The sequence below is a fragment of the Arsukibacterium sp. UBA3155 genome, assembly GCA_002364615.1.
Lineage (GTDB): Bacteria > Pseudomonadota > Gammaproteobacteria > Enterobacterales > Alteromonadaceae > Alishewanella.
Map to the genome: position 1 here is coordinate 139,302 of DEYP01000015.1, position 18,842 is coordinate 158,143.

Here is an 18,842-nt window from a genome sequence, read left to right on the forward strand (position 1 = left end):
TTGTTAGAAAGTTGTACCAATATTAAAACTAAAGTTTTCCTGCAAATCACCTTCTTGTTTTTTGATGATTTTCGCCAGGCTGAAGGTTAACGGCCCCATTGGTGAAATCCATTGTAACGATACACCAGCTGAAACGCGAATCAAACTCGGGTCTGAATAATCTATCAGAAAAGGTTGTACCCCGCGTCCTGTCGATGCGCCTCTGTCCTGAGTCAGATTGGCGTAACGGTCTAAATCGAACTCAGTATCCCAGACATTACCAGCATCAACAAACAAACTGGTTCTTACCGAATTTCGATAATCTTCACTTAGAAATGGTGTTGGCGTAATCAGTTCCAGGGTAAGCACACCCATGGCATTGCCACCAATAGAGCGCGAAGACACAATGTAATTGTCACCATTCGGATTTTGCGGATAACTGCCAATGCCATTAAGCGGATCAGAAATACCTGGCACGAAATCTGGAAAGCGGAAAATAGCATGAGGGCCGATAATCCGGTTTTCAAAGCCACGCAGGTTAGAACCACCTGCATAGAAGTTTTCGGTAAATGGCAGGGTGTAATCATAGCCATCTTTGTCACCGTAACCATTACCATAGCCAAGCTCCAGCTTACTGCGGAACGACCAGCGATGATCGTTGCTTAGCGGAATATAATTCTGCGCTTCAAACTGTAGTTTATAATACTGTAAATCGGAGTTCGGGGTCGTTGCCTTTAAGACTAAATTCAGCATCCGGCCTGCGGTTGGGAATAAACCCCGGTTTAATGTGCTATGGCTCCAACCGGTACTAAATTCATAATTGGTAAAGTTGTAACCACCATCGGGGTTTTGCTCATCCAGCAACACGGCCCTGAAATGGCGCAGCTGGTCATACTCCTGAATAGAGTTTATTTTATTGACCACATAGTTGGCGCCAAAATTTAAGCGGTTAAATTCGTTGATCGGATAACCGACGTTTGTGCCAAAACCATAACGGCGTTGGTTGTATGCTTCAAGGTTAGAGGAGGCACTACTGTAATCGATATCGGAATAGAATAACTGACCACCTAAGCTCACGCCATTTAAGGTGTAATACGGGTCGGTATAACTGAGGTTAATACTCTTCTGATATTTATTGGTGCTTAAGCTGATGCCTGCACTGTTGCCCGTACCAAAAAAGTTAGCTTGCTGCACACCCACTTCAAACGATAACCCCTGGTAGCTACCATAGGAAATGCCGGCATTAAAGCTACCTGACGGTTGTTCTTTAATGTTAAACAGCACGTCGACCTGGTCATCACTACCGGTGACCGGTACGGTTTCAAAGCCAATATCTTCAATGTAAGGTAAACGCTGGATCCGGTTTTTAGAGAGCTCCAGGTAATCGTTCGATAACCAGGCTCCTTCCATCTGGCGCAGTTCACGCCGGATAACTTCATCGCGGGTGTTGGTGTTGCCCTGCACATCAATCCGGCGCACATAGACACGTTTACCCGGGTCAACACTGATGGTCAGATCAACTTGTTTGCTTGCTTCATCAACTTTGGGAATGGTCCGTACTTTAGAATTAGCATAACCAAAACGTGCGAGTAATTTGGCGATGCTCTCTTCGGTGTAAGTCACCAGCGCGCCGTTATACAGCTGCCCTTCTTTCAGTGGCAGGATCGCTTCGATAATAGCATCCTGGCCAATTAAATCGCCGACAAAACTTACATCACGGATATTGTACTGCTCACCTTCAGTTACATTTAGGGTAACGTACACCGAGGTTTTATCAGGGCTTACTGACACCTGTGACGACTCGATATCAAACTGCAGGTAGCCACGATCCAGATAATAACTCGTGATCGTTTCAAAATCGCCCTGCAAGGTTTGCTTCTGATAACGGTCAGAGGATAAAAAGCGCCACCAGGGTAAATCCTGTTTCGATTCGATTTGATTCAGCAACTCTTCATTAGAGAAGATGGTATTACCGACAATATTAATCTGGCGAACTGACGCGGCATCGCCTTCATCAAACTCCAGTTTCAGGTTTACCCGGTTGCGTGGCAAATAGGTCACTTTAGCTTCAACCTTCGCCTGATATTTGCCCACCCCGTGGTAAAATTCGGTTAAGCCATTTTCGATACTTTTCAGGATCGTTTTATCTAATGGCTCGCCAACCTGAACTTTATTGCCAGCCAGACTTTCATTTAATTGCTCTTCTTTGATGTCTTTGTTGCCATCAAATTCGATGTTACTGATGGTTGGCCGTTCTTTCAAGCGATAAATAACCGTATTACCATCGCGAAACACTTTGATATCGTCAAAATGGCCAGCACCATATAAAGTTTTAATACTACGAGACAAACTGTACTCAGTAACAGTGTCACCAATAGTAAACGGCAGGTTATTCAGGGCGGCACCGAGCGCAACGCGCTGCAAGCCTTCAACCTGAATATCCTGAACGGTAAATGATTCTTCAGCGAGCACCGAGTTACTGCCAGTGGCAAGTAACATCGCAGCTACTAATCGTTTAATTGTCATTATTTGAACTACTTATGATTAGTTTATTACAAACGAGAAATATCGTTGAGCAGCGCAATTCCCATTAACATCAGCAGGACTAAAGCTCCAAAGCGAAAACCTATTTCCTGCGCCTTCTCAGAGACAGGTTTACCGCGTATTAGTTCCACCACAAGATACATTAAATGGCCACCATCCAAAATGGGCAGCGGCAATAAATTAATAACAGCCAGATTAACGCTGATTAGCGCCAGAAACGCTAAAAAAGCTATCAGGCCCATACTGGCGGTATCTCCTGCGCCCTGCGCAATCGAGATAGGCCCGCTTAAATGCTTTACCGACACATCACCGGTCAGCAGCTTTGCAACCATCGCAAAACTTAAACGGGTCAGTTGCCAGGTCTGGCTAAGGCCTTCACCTATGGCACCCACTACCCCATAACGCTGGGTGTAGACAATACCCTCGGGCCATGGGGTAACAACCGGCTGGATCCCTAACATGCCCTGAGTAAAACCATCTTCCCGGGTTAACAAATCAGGTATGGCTTCAAGTTCAATGATCTGGCCTGCTCTGCTGATCTCAATTATCAGAGTCTGCTCGGCATTTTGCTGGATGAGCTTTTCCAGCATTGGCCAGTCAGTAATCTGCTGTCCATCGATCCGCCTGATAATATCACCCTTTTGCAAACCTGCCCGCTCTGCAGCCGATTCAGGCACTACCAGTGATAATTCCGTTGTTCTTTCAGGCTGCATCAGCTTAATGCCTAAGCTGTCAAAAACGGTTTGCTGTTCAGGATCAAATTGCCAATCGCTAAGGTTAAGCTCAACTTGCCGCTGTTGACCAGACCCCACATCTTGCAAGCCTACCGTCATTCCTGGCCTGCCAAGCTGTTCAACCAACAGTAAATTAGTACTGCGTAAATCTCTGGCGCTATGGCCATTAATGCTGATAATTTGCTCGTCGCCCCGCACGCCGGCCTCAGCCACAATAGACTGCGGTTGCACTGCTGCGATAACCGGCTTGGCTTCCTGCACCCCAATCAGATACATCAGCCACAACACAAAAATGGCAAATATAAAATTTGCAGCGGGTCCCGCGGCAATGATTGCCATGCGCTGCCATACGGTTTTGTGATTAAACGCCAGATCGGCAAACTGTGGCAATACGGGGTCAATTCGCTCGTCCAACATCCGCACGTAGCCACCGAGTGGAATTGCAGCAATAACAAATTCAGTGCCCTGACGATCCCGCCAACTGAATATTGCCTTACCAAAGCCAATTGAAAAACGCTTTACCAGTACGCCATTTTTCCGGGCAACCCAGAAATGACCAAACTCATGCACGGTAACCAATAACCCCAGTGCAATGACAAAGGTAAAGGCATTCCATAAAAATACCGCCATTAATTTAGTGTCCTTAGCAACTGCTGCGCATAAGTGCGGGCTTCAAAATCGAGCGCTACTATATCATCCAGCGAGCGGGTAGCATAGTTAAGGAAATGTGCCAGACATTTTTCATTTACGCGACAAATGTCAGTAAACCGAATTTGGCCGCCAATAAACGCGCCAACTGCCACTTCATTCGCTGCATTTAATGCTGTGGTCGCACCCTGCCCGGCCGCACAGGCGGCAATGGCCAGATATAAATTGGGATAGCGCTCCGGCTCTGGTTTACTAAAACTGAAATTGGCAAGCTGACTAAAATCGAGCGGCTGCACCGGACTGCTCATCCGCTCTGGAAACGCCAGTGCGTGGGCGATCGGCGTACGCATATCAGGCTGGCCAAGCTGGGCTAGTACGGAGCCATCGGTGTATTGCACCATCGAGTGAATAATACTTTGTGGATGAATCACGACTTCAATATCGGACGGCGCACAGTTAAACAACCAGCGGGCTTCAATAAACTCCAGGCCCTTATTCATCATCGTCGCACTGTCGACTGAAATTTTCTGTCCCATGCTCCAGTTAGGGTGAGCAACTGCTTCTGCCACCGTTACCGAGGCCAGACTTTCCAGAGCTCTGTTAAGAAAAGGCCCGCCACTGCCGGTTAATAACAATTTGGCGATGCCCATCTCAGCAAGTGCCGGTCGCTTTTTAGCGTGCTGAAATGCGGCTGGCAAGCACTGGAAAATGGCATTATGTTCGCTGTCAATGGGTAACAGGGTTGCGCCATGGCGCGCCACTTTATCCATAAACAACTCACCTGACATCACTAACGCTTCTTTATTTGCCAGTAATACCGTTTTGCCCTGCTCTACCGCGGCTAAGGTTGGCAATAGCCCCGCAGCACCAACAATAGCAGCCATAACAATATCAGCATCCGGGTGCGCTGCCAGCGCGTTTAATGCATCCGGGCCAGCCATTACTTCAGTTGCACAACCCTGTTGCTTTAATGCCGCCTTAAGTTCAGCGGCGGCGCTGGGGCATAGCATGGCCGCAAAACGTGGTCTGAACTCCAGACACTGTGCTAACAACTTGCTGGTTTGCGTCGCGGCCGTTAGTGCCAATACGCTGAACTGCTGTGGGTGCATCGCCAGCACCGACAAAGTGCTGCAACCAATAGAACCGGTAGAGCCCAGAATAACCACGTGTCGCATCAATTAAAGCCACCAAATAATGCCAGCAGTAACGCGTACAATGGTGCAGTGGCAGTTAAGCTGTCGATCCGATCAAGAATACCGCCATGTCCTGGTAGAAAGGCGCCACTGTCTTTTTTGCCCGCCGCCCGTTTAAACATGCTTTCCGTTAAATCACCGAACACCGACAATGCCGTTAAAACGACAGCAGCGATATACCAATATAACATTTGATTTGGCCAGTCTTGCCAGTACCCTACGGCACTCACCAGCGCTAACACCAGCGCCATACCACCGAGCATGCCCTCCAGCGTTTTCCCCGGGCTGACTTTAGGCAGTAATTTGGTTTTACCAAAGGGCTTGCCAATGATGTAACCGCCAATATCAGCAGCCCAAACCAGACCCAATAAGCCAAACAACAACCAGGCACCGGTAAATTCAGACTGCGGGTATTCCAGACCCCGCACAAAAACAATCGCGCTCCAGGCAGGTAATAACGTTAGCCAACCCATTAGTGCTTTTAACCAGTCTCGACCGGCCCAGAATCCCTGACTACGAGGAAACGTCAGCACCAATACTACGGCCAGCAGCCACCACACTACCCCCGCAACAACCAGTGTTAGGGTAAAGGCATCAGCGAATAGATACTGTAATGCGATCGGCTGAATATAATACAGCGCCAACAGTATTGCCCCAGTAAGCACCGTATACACAGCACGCATCGTCCGGTTGGCCAGGCCACAAAAACCACTCCACTCCCAGGCCCCTAACAGAAACGCCACAGAGACAAACAACGCAAAGCCGCTTAGCGGCAAATAGAACACCGCCAGCAAAGCCAGAGGTGCCAGCAATAATGCGGTAAGAACTCGTTGTTTAAACAATATTGTTATCCTTTATTGTGCAGCAAAGCCTGTATTTGCTCACCTGTGCATCCAAAGCGACGTTCCCGGTTGACAAATGCCGCTATCGCATCAGCAAATACTGTTTTATCAAAGTCTGGCCACAAGGTTTCTGTAAACCACAACTCAGCATAAGCCGCCTGCCATAATAAAAAGTTACTGATCCGTAAATCACCACCGGTGCGAATAAGTAAATCAAGCTCCGGCTGATCATGCAACTGCATCTGCTCTGCCAGCATTTGCTCAGTAATCGCCTCAGGCAGCAGTTCGTTCGCATGGACTTTCACAGCGAGCTGACGTGCGGCGTTCAGCATGTCCCAGCGGCCACCATAATTTGCTGCAATATTTAATGTCATAGCGGTATTGCCGGCGGTCAATGCTTCGGCAGCATTAATACTGGCCCTAAGCTTTTGATCAAAGGCTGACAAATCGCCTACTATTTGTAACTTAACATTATGCTTGTGCAGGCTTTTAACTTCTTTTTTTAGCACCAGCATAAACAGTTGCATCAGGGTATCAACTTCCGTTTGTGGACGACGCCAGTTTTCACTGCTAAAAGCGAATAAGGTAAGTGATGGAATACCGAGTTGCCGGCAGAAACTGACTGCCCGGCGCACCGCTTCCGCCCCTTTTTTATGTCCCCATACCCTTGGCTTCCCTTGACGTTGCGCCCAGCGTCCATTGCCATCCATAATGATGGCCACATGGCGGGGTAACGTCTGCTGCCCGATCTGCGACTCTGCAGTCATAGAATAAGACCTGTCCTTTTGAATTGCTTTTATACTGCTTTATCGTTCGACAATGTTGTGTCAAACCATAATAAAAAGCGCCGCACAGCTTAGCCGATACGGCGCTATCAACTGATAGGAGGTTAGTTAGGTTAAACCTCCATCAGTTCCTTTTCTTTATCAGCCAATACTTCGTCAATTTTTTTAACATAAGTATCCGTCACTTTTTGCACTTCGTCAGCTGCCCGGCGCTCGTCATCTTCGCTGATGTCTTTGTCTTTTAACAGGGCTTTTAATTCAGCATTGGCATCGCGGCGAATATTACGAACGGCTACCCGGCCACCTTCGGCCTCAGCGCGCACGACCTTTACCAAATCGCGACGTCGTTCTTCAGTCAGCGCGGGTAAAGGCACCCGAATGCTGGTTCCGGCTGACATCGGGTTCAGGCCTAAATCGGACGACATAATAGCTTTCTCAACCGCTTGCACTAAACTTTTGTCAAACACACTGATACTCAGGGTACGGGCATCTTCAATAGAAATATTGGCCATCTGGCGCAACGGGGTGTCTGCACCATAGTAAGAAACCTGAATGCCATCAAGTAAGCTCGGATGTGCGCGACCGGTGCGCACTTTGTTTAATTGTGATTTAAGCGCATCAACGCTTTTTTCCATTCTTACTTTACTGTCTTTAATAATGTCGTTTATCACGATCGTTATCCTTATTTTTTATAGATATCCGTTATCCTTGAAGCTGCAGCGGTGTTGGCATCGCTCGCTCAACCCAATCGCATAGATAGCTATGCTCATGGGGTTTCACTCACTTGCCGCCTACCTGCAACTTCAATGATTTTGGCTATGCCGCGGCCAAGATGGCGGCTAGTTTACTGTAAATTCTCGGCGTGGTCGATAACGGTGCCTTCCTGTTCGCCCATAATGACCCGTTTTAAGGCACCCGGCTTATTCATATTAAACACCCGAATTTGTAAATTATGGTCCCGGGCAAGCGTAAACGCCGCTAAATCCATCACTTTCAGTTCTTTATCTAACACTTCAGTATAGGTTAACTGAGAATACAAGGTGGCGGCCGGGTCTTTAACCGGATCAGCGGAATATACCCCCTCCACTTTCGTGGCTTTTAACACGGCATCAGCTTCAATTTCGATACCACGTAAGCAGGCGGCAGAATCGGTGGTAAAAAACGGGTTACCGGTGCCAGCAGAGAAAATCACTACCCGGCCTGACTTTAAATAGCTGATTGCTTCAGCCCAACTGTAATTGTCGCAAACGCCATTTAAAGGAATAGCACTCATCATCCGGGCATTAACATAAGCCCGGTGCAGCGCATCGCGCATCGCCAGTCCATTCATTACCGTTGCCAGCATGCCCATATGGTCGCCGACCACCCGGTTCATGCCGGCTTTCGCCAGGCCTTCACCGCGGAAAATATTACCACCACCAATGACGATACCGACTTGCACCCCTAACTCAACCAGCTCTTTAATTTCCTGCGCCATCCGGTCCAATACTTTTGGGTCGATACCAAAGCCTTCGTCGCCCATCAGGGCCTCACCGCTTAATTTTAGCAGAATGCGTCTGTAGGTTGGTTTTGGATTGATACTCATGAGTGCCCCTAGTGCTGAATAGTGCTGGATAAAAGACATAAAAAAACCGCGACCTTAGGTCGCGGTTATTCTAGCGGGTTTTGCCAATTTGCTAAAGCGCAAATTACTTTTTCGCCGCGGCGATCTGTGCAGCTACTTCAGCAGCAAAATCTTCTTCTTTCTTTTCAATGCCTTCACCCACTTCTAAGCGGATGAAAGAGATTGCTTTGGCGCTGTTTTGCTTTAAGAATTCGCCAGTGCTCATTGACGGATCTTTCACAAAAGGCTGTCCGGTTAAGCTTACTTCACCAGTAAACTTGCTCATCCGGCCCGCAACCATTTTCTCAGCGATTTCTTTTGGCTTACCGCTGTTAACTGCGATGTCGATCTGGATTTGGCGCTCACGCTCAACCACTTCAGCTGAGACGTCTTCCGGATTAACATAACTTGGGTTATTCGCTGCAACATGCATAGCAACATCTTTTGCAACGTCTTCGTTACCGCCTTCCAGCACCGCTAACACACCGATACGGCCAGAGTGAACATACTGTCCAATCACAGCGCCTTCAACAACAGCTGCACGACGTACGTTGATATTTTCACCAATTTTGGCAACCAGCGTCGCGCGGGTATCTTCAACTGAAGTGCCGTTTAAATCAGCGGCTAAAATCGCTTCAGCAGTGAATAACTTGTTAGCATGCGCTAAATCAGCAACGCTGTTGGCAAATGCCAGGAAGTTTGCATCGCGGGCAACAAAGTCTGTTTCACAGTTAAACTCAACAGCTAAACCGTAACCGTCAGCAACGCGGGTAATAATAACGCCTTCCGCCGCAATACGGCCAGCTTTTTTCGCCGCTTTTGCTAAGCCGCTTTTACGCATGGCATCAATGGCCGCTTCAATGTCGCCGCCCGTTTCTTCCAATGCTTTTTTACAATCCATCATGCCAGCGCCAGTGCGCTCGCGAAGTTCTTTTACTAAAGCCGCAGTTACAGCCATGGGAGCTTCCTCGTATTAATTCCGGTTGGACAAACAGGGGCAAGAGTTGCCCCTGTTGCAAAGGTCTTCTGTTTTAAGCGTTAAAACTTAAATGTCAGAAAAATTATTCTGCTTCAACGAAGCTTTCGGCTTCTGCCTGAACTTCGATGTTTTTGTCACGACCTTCCTGGATAGCCTGACCTACCGCTGCCAGATATAACTGGATAGCGCGGATAGCATCGTCGTTACCTGGGATCACGTAGTCAACACCTTTAGGATCAGAGTTAGTATCAACAACTGATACTACTGGAATACCCAGGTTGTTGGCTTCTTTGATCGCGATGTGTTCATGGTCAGCGTCGATCACGAACAGTACGTCTGGTAAACCGCCCATGTCCTTGATACCGCCTAAGCTTTTTTCCAGCTTATCCATTTCACGGGTACGGTCTAAAGCTTCTTTTTTGGTCAGCTTGTCGAAAGTACCGTCCTGGCTTTGCGATTCCAGGTCTTTTAAACGTTTGATTGACTGACGAACCGTTTTCCAGTTAGTCAGCATGCCACCTAACCAGCGGTGGTTAACATAGAATTGGTCAACTTTCGCTGCCGCTTCTTTGATGGCTTCAGACGCGGCACGCTTGGTACCAACGAATAAAATCTTACCCTTCTTGGCAGATACCTGTTGAATAAACGCTAATGCGTCATTCATCATTGGTACGGTTTGCTCAAGGTTAATGATATGAACTTTATTACGGGCACCAAAAATGAACGGCTTCATTTTTGGGTTCCAGTAACGGGTTTGGTGACCGAAGTGCACGCCCGCCTGGAGCATGTCGCGCATAGAAACTTTTGCCATGATATTAATTCCTGTTTGGGGGTTAGGCCTCCATGCATCCCATATCCCGACCTTTGCTATTGCGCAGGCACCCCGGACTATGTGTCGATGCATGTGTGTTATTTAAAATTTAAGTTTAGTTTCGCAAACCAGTGCATCAGCTTTTTATAACTAAGAACCAGAAGTTATCAAAAATAAGCTTCGGTGCCCGGAAAAGAAAAGTACAATGCAATTTGCTAATTTGCGGCGCGCTTTATACCATAGTAAGCTGCCAAACACAATGAAATGTGTATTTTTCCAGCGGTATTAGTAACCCTACTGATCACCGCAACCGTAGTGACCGAGAGAGAGTGATGACAGCAAATATTAAAACCGCCGCCGAAATAGAAAAAATGCGCGTCGCTGGCCGCCTGGCAGCAGAAGTATTAGAAATGATTGGACCGCATGTCCAGGCCGGCGTCACCACTGATGAATTAAATACGCTGTGCCACGATTATATCGTCAATCAGCAGCAGGGTATCCCTGCTCCGCTTAATTATCATGGTTTTCCTAAGTCTATTTGCACCTCAGTTAACCAGGTGATTTGCCATGGCATTCCAAATGACAAAGCGCTAAAGGAAGGTGACATTGTTAATATTGATATTACCGTGATCAAAGACGGCTACCATGGTGATACTTCGAAAATGTTTGTGGTTGGTAAACCTAGCATCATGGCTGAGCGGCTGATCAGAGTCACCCAGGAATGTTTATATCTGGCCTTAAAGCTGGTGAAAAACGGTGTACGGCTGGGCGACATTGGCCATGTTATTCAACAGCACGCCGAGAAGCACAGTTACTCTGTCGTGCGTGAATACTGCGGTCATGGTATCGGTGCAGTTTTTCATGAAGACCCACAAGTTCTGCATTATGGCAAACCGGGCACGGGCGAAGTGCTGAAAACCGGTATGTGCTTAACCATAGAACCGATGATTAACGCCGGTGGCCGTCACAGTAAAATGTTAAAAGATGGCTGGACCGTCGTGACCAAGGATCGCAGTCTGTCCGCCCAGTTTGAACATACCCTGCTGGTTACTGATGATGGCTGTGAAATTCTGACTTTGCGCAGTGACGAGACGCTGGAACGCCACTTAATAGCAGAGTAACCGCTCACTAATCGTTCAGCAGGAAGTCGTATGACGCAAACATTACAATTTAACCGGACATTGCCCGCCAGCTTTACCCTGGAAAATTATAAAAAGCATTTTAACGACTTTCATGACTGGTTGGTGCGCAGTTTTGAGCACCAACCGATTAATGGCCTGGTAAAAGCCCGAGCCCGTTTTGTTGACACTGTGCTAAGCCAGCTGTGGCAACACTTTGGGCTCTCTAAAGAACACAACCTGAGCTTAATCGCTGTGGGCGGGTATGGCCGCGGCGAGCTTCATCCGTATTCCGATATTGATTTATTGATCTTATCTGACCGGCGTTTAACGAACAGCCAACAAGAAGCTATAGCCAGCTTTATCACCAGTTTGTGGGATTTGCGTTTAGAAGTTGGCCACAGTGTCCGCACCTTAAAAGAAACCATAAAGCTGGGTAAAGACGACATTACCATTGCCACAAATTTGCTGGAGATGCGTTTGCTTACCGGCAACAAGCCGTTGTTTGAACAGTTACAACAGCAAATTAACGGTGACGATTTCTGGAGCAGTCAGCAGTTTTTTCAGGCAAAAAGGCACGAACAGCAACAGCGCCACGCCCAGTATCATGGCACTGCCTATAATTTAGAGCCTAACCTTAAAGCTAACCCCGGTGGACTGCGCGATATTCAAACCATCGGCTGGGTGGCAAAAAAACATTTTAACACCCGCACCATGCGCGAACTGGTGGCCTATCAATACCTGACAGAAGACGAATATCAGGAACTGATGGAATGTGAAGCCTACCTGTGGCAAATGCGTTTTGCCCTGCATATCGAAGCTGGACGCAATGAAAACCGGATTTTATTCGACTATCAGCCAGCAGCGGCAGAGCGCTTAGGCTTTGGCGCAGATGGCAAAGCCTCGGTAGAACGGATGATGAAGCGGTTTTTCCGCACCGTGCAGCGAGTCAGTGAATTAAACGAAATGTTGTTACAACATTTTGAAGGCAGTATTTTAAATCAGGGCAGCAAGGTAAAAGTTCAGCAACTGGACGACTACTTTGAACTGAGCGGCCACTTAATTAAAGCGCGGGACAATGCCATTTTTGCGCGCCGGGATAACCTGTTACGGCTGTTCTGGCATATTGCTAATAACTCCAACATTACCGGTATTCACTCTACCACCTTACGTTTACTGCGACAGGTGCGCCGCCGTTTAATGGGTGACTTACAAGACTATGAAGCGTGTCGTCAGCTCTTTCTGGCATTACTGCGCCACCCGAGGGGTATGGATAAAGCCATTACCCTGATGCATCGCTATGGCGTGCTGGCAGCGTATTTACCGCAGTGGCGTAATATTGTCGGTCAGATGCAATTTGATTTATTTCATGCCTATACGGTTGACGAACATACCCACCGCCTGCTGAAGAATCTTTATAAGTATACCCAGCCCGAGCATGAAAGTGAGTTTCCGCTGTGTACTGACATCGTCAAACGGATGGAAAAACCCGAGCTACTGTATCTGGCTGGCATTTTTCATGATATTGCCAAAGGAAGAGGTGGCGATCACTCCGAACTCGGCGCCATGGACGTGCGTGAATTTGCTAAATTGCATAAGCTCAGTGAGTTCGACAGCAAACTGGTTGCCTGGCTGGTAGAAAGCCACTTACTGATGTCCGTTACCGCGCAGCGCCGGGACATCCACGACCCGGCGGTTGTTACCGAATTTGCCGAAAAAGTGCGGGACGAAACCCGGCTCAATTACCTTTATTGTTTAACGCTGGCCGATATCCGCGCCACCAATGATAATCTGTGGAATGACTGGAAAGGCTCATTGCTGCGCGAGTTATTCCTGGCAACCCAAAAAGCATTTCGCCGCGGCCTGGAAAAACCAATGGATTTACGCGATCTTATTCGCGAAAACCAGAGTGAAGCCTTACCATTACTGTTAAAACAAACCTTTAGTGAAACGGAAATACTGCAGCTGTGGAGCAGAATAAAAGCGGACTATTTTGCCCGCTACAGTGCTAAACAAATTGCTTGGCATTGCGAGCATATCCTGCGCCATAAAGACCGGGCAGAGCCGCTGGTATTAATCAGTAAGACCCCTATTCGTGGTGGCACCCAGGTATTTATTCATACGCCGGATCAGCCAGGGTTATTCGCTCGACTGGTCGCCGCTCTGGACAGTAAAAAAGTGAATATTTTTGATGCCCAGATAATGACCAACAAAGATGGCTACGCCATGGATACCTTTGTTATTCTTGAACAAAATGGCGAACCGGTCAGTTCACCGTCGCGACTTACCAGCATAAAACGGGCGTTAGAACTGTATATTGCCGGCAAACCGGACTTATCCCGGCAAAAGCCACGTCTGTCCCGCCAGATGCGCCAATTTAATGTGCCACCAAAGGTCGTATTTTTGCCCGGCAACACCAAAGCACGCACTATGATTGAAATAGCCGCACTCGATACGCCCGGATTACTGGCAGATATCGGAGAGGTATTTCAGCGCAGCGGGGTTAATATTCACGCTGCCAAAATTACCACTATCGGCGAGCGGGCCGAAGACTTTTTTATGATATCTAACGCTCAGGACCAGGCATTAAGCAGCGATGAACAAAGCCAGCTTAAACGGGTCCTGATTTCACAACTCTCTCAGGAAACAGAAGGCTGAACTATCACCATGTCTGAATTAAAAAGCATTATTGAAAATGCATTCGAGCTTCGCACCGACATTACCCCAAGCACTGTATCGGCCGAAGTAAAGCAAGCTGTGCAGCAGGCCATTGCGCTGCTCGATAGTGGCAAGGCACGGGTTGCCGAAAAAATCGCAGGCGAATGGGTAGTCCACCAGTGGCTGAAAAAAGCTGTGTTATTGTCTTTTCGGATAAACGACAACGCAGTGATGGACGGCGCAGAGAACCGTTTTTTTGACAAAGTACCAATGAAGTATGCCAATTATACAGATGCCATGTTCCGCGCCGATGGCGTACGGGTGGTACCACCTGCGGCCGCACGCCAGGGCAGTTACATTGGCAAAAATGTGGTGCTGATGCCAAGCTATGTCAACATTGGTGCTTATGTTGGCGAGGGTACTATGGTTGATACCTGGGCAACCGTCGGTAGCTGCGCCCAGATTGGCAAAAATGTCCACCTCTCTGGCGGTGTCGGCATTGGTGGTGTACTGGAGCCATTGCAGGCTAACCCGACCATTATTGAAGACAACTGTTTTATTGGCGCCCGCTCAGAAGTGGTGGAAGGCGTTATTGTTGAAGAAGGTGCTGTTTTATCGATGGGCGTTTACATCAGCCAGAGCACCCGGATTTATGATCGCGAAACCGGCGAAATCAGCTATGGCAGAGTGCCTGCGGGTGCTGTGGTAGTACCCGGCACCTTACCGGCTAAAGATGGCAGCCATAATCTTTATGCGGCGATAATTGTCAAAAAAGTGGATGCGAAAACCCGTGCTAAAGTGGGAATTAATGCCCTGCTGCGCAGTGTAGAATAGTACGTACAAACGAAAAAACGGCAGGTTATCCTGCCGTTTTTTTTATCCGCTAACTGTCGTTAGCCAAATATCTGCAATACGGCAAAGCACACCAGTCCGGCGACGGCGAAAATGCTATATTCCAGACGCTTTTCAAAACGTTGCTCTGGCCCAATATCAGCCGGCACCAGCAAAGCCGATATCAGACAAGTTAAACCTGTCAGGAAAGAAAGTGTGGTTAAACCAAATACCAGCGTCGAGCCCAACATTGCCATATTTTACCCTTAGTTATTAACCGAACCGGTGAAGCCGCCTTGCGACAAAATACAGGCCGCATTCTAGCATAAAAAACCAGCGGTTAGGCCAGCACTGTGCGCACTAGTCCCATTCTGATGCGATTATTATATTCTGTTACCATATTAACCGTATCATTTAAGCAAAATTTGCGGCCAAGCCGTTATACTAGCCGCAAACAAGCATAAAGCGGGCAAAACGGAGGTCCAGTGCATTATTTCTTTCAGGGCGCCACACTTATGGGTACCAAAGGGCTAAAGCGCTTTGTGCTGATCCCTTTACTGATTAACCTGGTGTTATTCTCGCTGGCTTTTTATCTATTGTTACAACAAGTCGCAGCAATGATTGCTGCCGTGCAAACTTACCTGCCCAGCTGGTTGCACTGGCTGGAGTACCTGCTTATTCCACTGGGTGTGATGTCGCTGGTGATCGGCCTGGCTTACAGCTTTACCATGGTTGCCAATTTTATTGCTGCGCCTTTTAATGGCTTGCTAAGCGAAAAAGTAGAAGCGCATTTGACTGGTAAACCATTACCGCAGGTTGGCCTCGGTGGTTTTATCAGGGATATCCCCCGCATGCTGCTTCGCGAATGGCAAAAATTACGTTATGCACTGCCGCGGGCTATTGTTTTATTCGTACTGTTTTTATTTTTGCCGGTCATTGGCCCGGTGTTGTGGTTCCTGTTTACCAGCTGGTTAATGGCAATCCAGTATCTGGATTATCCGTTTGATAACCATAAAATTGACTTCGACACCATGCGCAGTCAGTTACGCGCCCAGCCGGCCAGTAGCTTCAGCTTCGGTATCATGGTAAATATTGGCTGCATGATCCCGTTGTTTAACTTATTTGTTATGCCCATCGCGGTCTGCGGCGCCACCGCGATGTGGGTTGATAAGCTGGCTTTGCAGAACGATCCGGAGCAACAACGTCCAGGCCAGGCGCAATACCGTAAACTCGACAAATATTGTTAAGAGCTATTGATAACATGAATGCATTTGATTTTGAACTGGTTCAGAAATTCCTCATCGCTCTGTTGCTTGGTGCTCTGGTGGGCATGGAGCGCGAAAAGCACCGGCGTAATGTTCAGCCAGGCAGTTTTGGCGGTTTGCGTACCTTTATTCTGGTCGCGCAGGCTGGGGCCATATCAGCCTGGTTATCATTACATCTTCAGGCCCCCTGGTTGTTCATTATGGTGACGCTGATTGTGGGCATAGTTGCAGCCGTTGCCTTTGTTATACAAAACCGTGGTCGCGATGAATTTGGTGGCTTAACCAGTGAAATCAGTGCAATTACCGTTTGCCTGCTCGGTGGCGCAGTGATGTATGGCTATACAGAACTGGCCGTGATGCTGGGCATTTTAACCTCGGCCATTCTGACATTTAAGCAGCCACTGCATGGGCTGGTTGATAAAGTGGGTAATGACGACTTATATGCCATCATGAAGCTGTTAATCGCCAGTTTTATTGTGCTGCCGCTGCTACCTAACGAGCCGGTTGACCCCTGGCAGGCAATCAATCTTTACCGTCTATGGTTGCTGGTGGTATTAATATCTGCGATGTCGTTGCTTGGCTATGTTGCGGTGCGCTGGTTAGGTGAAGCACATGGCGCTGTTGTCACGGGCATTACCGGCGGCCTGGCGTCATCGACCGCGACCACACTAAGCTTCGCCAGAAACAGTAAAGCTAACACCAGCAACATCGCTGCGAATACGCAGGCAACAGGTATTTTACTTGCCTGGCTGGTGATGTTTATCCGGGTCATGGTCACGATCACCATCGTATTTAAACCTTTGCTGCCATTGCTACTGATCCCGTTTGGGGCAATGGCAACCGCTACTGCAGCATTGGCCGGACTTTACTACTGGCGGGGCAGCAGTCACCCCGACCGTCCGGAGCAGAGTGAAGTTACCGTGAAGAACCCTTTTAGCCTGATTGCCGCGATAAAATTTGGTCTGCTATTTGCGACGGTACTGTTGCTGGTGAAATTTGTTCAGCTGTATACGCCAGCGGAAACTCTGTACTTACTGGCTGCCGTTGCCGGACTAACCGATGTCGATGCAATAACCTTGTCAATGGCTGACTTTGCCCGTTCAACCACCGGACAGCTTACCCTGGCTGCAGGCGCTATCACCGTAGCAGCCTTAAGTAATACCCTGGTAAAATGCGGCATGGTGATGCTATTGGGCAGCAGAGCACTGGCAAAAAAACTGGTTCTTTCCACCACTGTTATTATCGTAAGTGGTGGAATTAGCATCGGTTTACTTAGATATTTTTAGCCTGTTGTTCCAACCAGGGTAAGGCAACGCTTTCCGGCTCCAGGGTCTCGCAGGCATCAATCCGCAGCATCGGTGCCAGTTCGCGGCCCTGGACTTCTAACAACAGTTCACGCATCTGTTCCCCGGCGCCACAGTAGGTGTCATAGCTGCTGTCGCCCAGCGCAATTACCGCGAACTGCTTATCGGTTAGCAGTGGGAAGCGGCTTTTAACATCAAGATAAAATGGCAGCAAATTATCAGGAATATCGCCCTGCCCCGTGGTAGAGGTGATAACCAGCCACACCATCGGTTCAAACGCCAGCACTTCATCCAGTTTCGGCTCTTCATATATGGCGATCTCGTGACCCAGTTCGGTTAATAACGGCAATGCCTGCTCAGCAACATACTGTGCGCCACCATAAACAGAACCAACAATCAGGGCGATTTTTGCCATTTTTCCTCCAGAAAGTACGCAGCGAATTGCTGCTGATAATAGTGCTCGTCCACAGGCCAGCCAAATTGGTCAAACAGTGGCTCAAGTTCGTTCAGACCGGCGTTAAACACTAAAGTTTCGCCAGTAACCGGATGAGCAAGCTGCAGCTGTTTTGCCACCAGTAACAAACGTCGACAATTAAAATTATCTTTGAATAATGCGTTATGTTTACCATCACCATGACTGGTATCCCCAACAATAGGATGGCGTAAATGTGCCAGGTGCCGGCGCAGCTGGTGTTTACGTCCGGTAAGCGGTTGTAGTGCCACCAACGAATAACGGGCCGCCGGATACTTACTGACCGGGATCGGCAGTTCTATCTGCTGTAACGGCTGATATCGGGTAATGGCGCCTTGCGCTGCTTTGTCATCCCGACTGAATTTATCAGCAATTTTATCCAGCTGCTCTTTTAACGGGTAATCCAGTTCGCCGCCCTGCGCTATAAAACCACGAACCACCGCCAGATAATGTTTACGCCATTGCTTCTTCTCTTGCTGTTCGCCCAGCAAACGGGCAACGTCTGCCGATAACGCGAACAGCAATACACCAGAGGTAGGCCTGTCCAGGCGATGCACCGGAAACACATGCTGGCCAATTTGATCGCGCAGCGTTTGCATAACAAACACGGTTTCGTGCTTATCTAAAAATGAGCGATGTACCAGCATACCACTGGGTTTATCCACGGCAACAAGGTACTGATCCTGATAAAGAATGTTAAGGGGTGTTGCCAGCACAAAAGGTTCGGCTGAGCTCATGGAGCATCCGTTAACGCGCTATCAATCCGTGCAATCAGGTTTAATAATGGGCATAAACCGGGATACTGCGCTTTAAAGGCCTCTTGCGCATAAGGCAGCACACTGACTTTCGCGGGCATGGGCCGGCTGGTTTTCAACAACAGCCTTACCCTTGGCAAAAATACAAATTGTAACCATTGCTCAAGGCGCAGCGTGTCACAGCAAAAAGGCAAGGTACTCGCCATAGCCAACGCGTCGGGCGGCAAATCACTCCACAATTGCTGTTGTTTTAATTCGGTTTCTAGCTGATCAAGTAAAGTGCTTATCGCATCTGACATAACGACCTCGTTTTAAGGGTCG

Annotated in this window: 18 protein-coding genes; 5 read left to right on the plus strand and 13 right to left on the minus strand. The window is 48.2% G+C overall.

The window, feature by feature from the left end; translation table 11 throughout:
• Nucleotides 1-3: 3 nt before the first annotated feature.
• The 9 genes from bamA to rpsB all read right to left on the minus strand — a co-directional run bounded on the left by bamA (nucleotide 4) and on the right by rpsB (nucleotide 10,118).
• Nucleotides 4-2,505: an outer membrane protein assembly factor BamA gene (gene bamA / locus B2X65_RS05780; protein WP_290611226.1), complete on the minus strand. Its 2,502-nt coding sequence runs from the start codon at nucleotides 2,503-2,505 to the stop codon at nucleotides 4-6.
• Nucleotides 2,506-2,531: 26 nt separating this feature from the next.
• Nucleotides 2,532-3,887, minus strand: coding sequence for a sigma E protease regulator RseP (gene rseP, locus B2X65_RS05785; RefSeq protein ID WP_290611228.1), 1,356 nt, complete (start codon nucleotides 3,885-3,887; stop codon nucleotides 2,532-2,534).
• A complete protein-coding gene (ispC, locus tag B2X65_RS05790) occupies nucleotides 3,887-5,080 on the minus strand; it encodes a 1-deoxy-D-xylulose-5-phosphate reductoisomerase (RefSeq protein ID WP_290611229.1) in 1,194 nt (397 codons plus the stop codon). Before ispC ends, rseP begins: the two co-directional genes overlap by 1 nt.
• Nucleotides 5,080-5,940, minus strand: a complete 861-nt coding sequence (locus B2X65_RS05795; RefSeq protein WP_290611230.1) for a phosphatidate cytidylyltransferase — start codon at nucleotides 5,938-5,940, stop codon at nucleotides 5,080-5,082. The genes ispC and B2X65_RS05795 overlap by 1 nt, the downstream gene beginning before the upstream one ends.
• 5 nt (nucleotides 5,941-5,945) lie before the next feature.
• Nucleotides 5,946-6,707, minus strand: a complete 762-nt coding sequence (uppS, locus tag B2X65_RS05800) for a polyprenyl diphosphate synthase (RefSeq protein WP_290611232.1) — start codon at nucleotides 6,705-6,707, stop codon at nucleotides 5,946-5,948.
• Between the two features lie 131 nt (nucleotides 6,708-6,838).
• Nucleotides 6,839-7,396, minus strand: coding sequence for a ribosome recycling factor (frr, locus tag B2X65_RS05805; protein WP_290611234.1), 558 nt, complete (start codon nucleotides 7,394-7,396; stop codon nucleotides 6,839-6,841).
• 173 nt (nucleotides 7,397-7,569) lie between these two features.
• Complete coding sequence (gene pyrH / locus B2X65_RS05810; RefSeq protein WP_217667330.1) at nucleotides 7,570-8,310, minus strand: UMP kinase; 741 nt, start codon at nucleotides 8,308-8,310, stop codon at nucleotides 7,570-7,572.
• 103 nt (nucleotides 8,311-8,413) lie between these two features.
• Nucleotides 8,414-9,286 carry a translation elongation factor Ts gene (tsf, locus tag B2X65_RS05815; RefSeq protein ID WP_290611237.1) on the minus strand — a complete coding sequence of 291 codons (873 nt, stop codon included), beginning with the start codon at nucleotides 9,284-9,286 and terminating at the stop codon, nucleotides 8,414-8,416.
• A gap of 103 nt (nucleotides 9,287-9,389) precedes the next feature.
• Nucleotides 9,390-10,118, minus strand: a complete 729-nt coding sequence (gene rpsB / locus B2X65_RS05820; RefSeq protein WP_019674885.1) for a 30S ribosomal protein S2 — start codon at nucleotides 10,116-10,118, stop codon at nucleotides 9,390-9,392.
• Between the two features lie 332 nt (nucleotides 10,119-10,450).
• Between rpsB and map the strand changes: the two genes are divergently transcribed.
• The 3 genes from map to dapD are packed head-to-tail and all read left to right on the plus strand — an operon-like array spanning nucleotide 10,451 to nucleotide 14,728.
• Nucleotides 10,451-11,239, plus strand: coding sequence for a type I methionyl aminopeptidase (gene map / locus B2X65_RS05825; RefSeq protein ID WP_290611239.1), 789 nt, complete (start codon nucleotides 10,451-10,453; stop codon nucleotides 11,237-11,239).
• Between the two features lie 30 nt (nucleotides 11,240-11,269).
• On the plus strand, nucleotides 11,270-13,894 hold the full coding sequence (gene glnD, locus B2X65_RS05830) for a bifunctional uridylyltransferase/uridylyl-removing protein GlnD (protein WP_290611240.1): 2,625 nt from the start codon (nucleotides 11,270-11,272) through the stop codon (nucleotides 13,892-13,894).
• Between the two features lie 9 nt (nucleotides 13,895-13,903).
• The gene (gene dapD / locus B2X65_RS05835; RefSeq protein WP_290611242.1) at nucleotides 13,904-14,728 is read left to right on the plus strand and encodes a 2,3,4,5-tetrahydropyridine-2,6-dicarboxylate N-succinyltransferase; all 825 of its coding nucleotides are present in this window, start codon (nucleotides 13,904-13,906) and stop codon (nucleotides 14,726-14,728) included.
• 59 nt (nucleotides 14,729-14,787) lie between these two features.
• Here dapD and B2X65_RS05840 read toward each other — a convergent pair whose 3' ends face one another.
• The gene (locus tag B2X65_RS05840; protein ID WP_290611243.1) at nucleotides 14,788-14,982 is read right to left on the minus strand and encodes a hypothetical protein; all 195 of its coding nucleotides are present in this window, start codon (nucleotides 14,980-14,982) and stop codon (nucleotides 14,788-14,790) included.
• A 228-nt stretch (nucleotides 14,983-15,210) separates the two neighbouring features.
• On the opposite strand from B2X65_RS05840, the gene cysZ reads away from it, so the two are divergent.
• Together cysZ and B2X65_RS05850 are read left to right on the plus strand one after the other, a co-directional pair.
• Nucleotides 15,211-15,972, plus strand: coding sequence for a sulfate transporter CysZ (gene cysZ / locus B2X65_RS05845; protein ID WP_290611245.1), 762 nt, complete (start codon nucleotides 15,211-15,213; stop codon nucleotides 15,970-15,972).
• A gap of 14 nt (nucleotides 15,973-15,986) precedes the next feature.
• A complete protein-coding gene (locus B2X65_RS05850; protein WP_290611246.1) occupies nucleotides 15,987-17,276 on the plus strand; it encodes an MgtC/SapB family protein in 1,290 nt (429 codons plus the stop codon).
• On the opposite strand, the gene B2X65_RS05855 is transcribed toward B2X65_RS05850, so the two are convergent.
• The 3 genes from B2X65_RS05855 to B2X65_RS05865 are packed head-to-tail and all read right to left on the minus strand — an operon-like array spanning nucleotide 17,263 to nucleotide 18,820.
• Nucleotides 17,263-17,709 (minus strand): flavodoxin, encoded by a 447-nt coding sequence (locus B2X65_RS05855; RefSeq protein WP_290611247.1) that lies wholly within the window; start codon nucleotides 17,707-17,709, stop codon nucleotides 17,263-17,265. The two genes, B2X65_RS05850 and B2X65_RS05855, sit on opposite strands and share 14 nt — an antisense overlap.
• The gene (truC, locus tag B2X65_RS05860) at nucleotides 17,691-18,503 is read right to left on the minus strand and encodes a tRNA pseudouridine(65) synthase TruC (RefSeq protein WP_290611248.1); all 813 of its coding nucleotides are present in this window, start codon (nucleotides 18,501-18,503) and stop codon (nucleotides 17,691-17,693) included. Before truC ends, B2X65_RS05855 begins: the two co-directional genes overlap by 19 nt.
• Nucleotides 18,500-18,820 carry a YqcC family protein gene (locus B2X65_RS05865; RefSeq protein ID WP_290611250.1) on the minus strand — a complete coding sequence of 107 codons (321 nt, stop codon included), beginning with the start codon at nucleotides 18,818-18,820 and terminating at the stop codon, nucleotides 18,500-18,502. Before B2X65_RS05865 ends, truC begins: the two co-directional genes overlap by 4 nt.
• Between the last annotated feature and the right edge of the window lie 22 nt (nucleotides 18,821-18,842).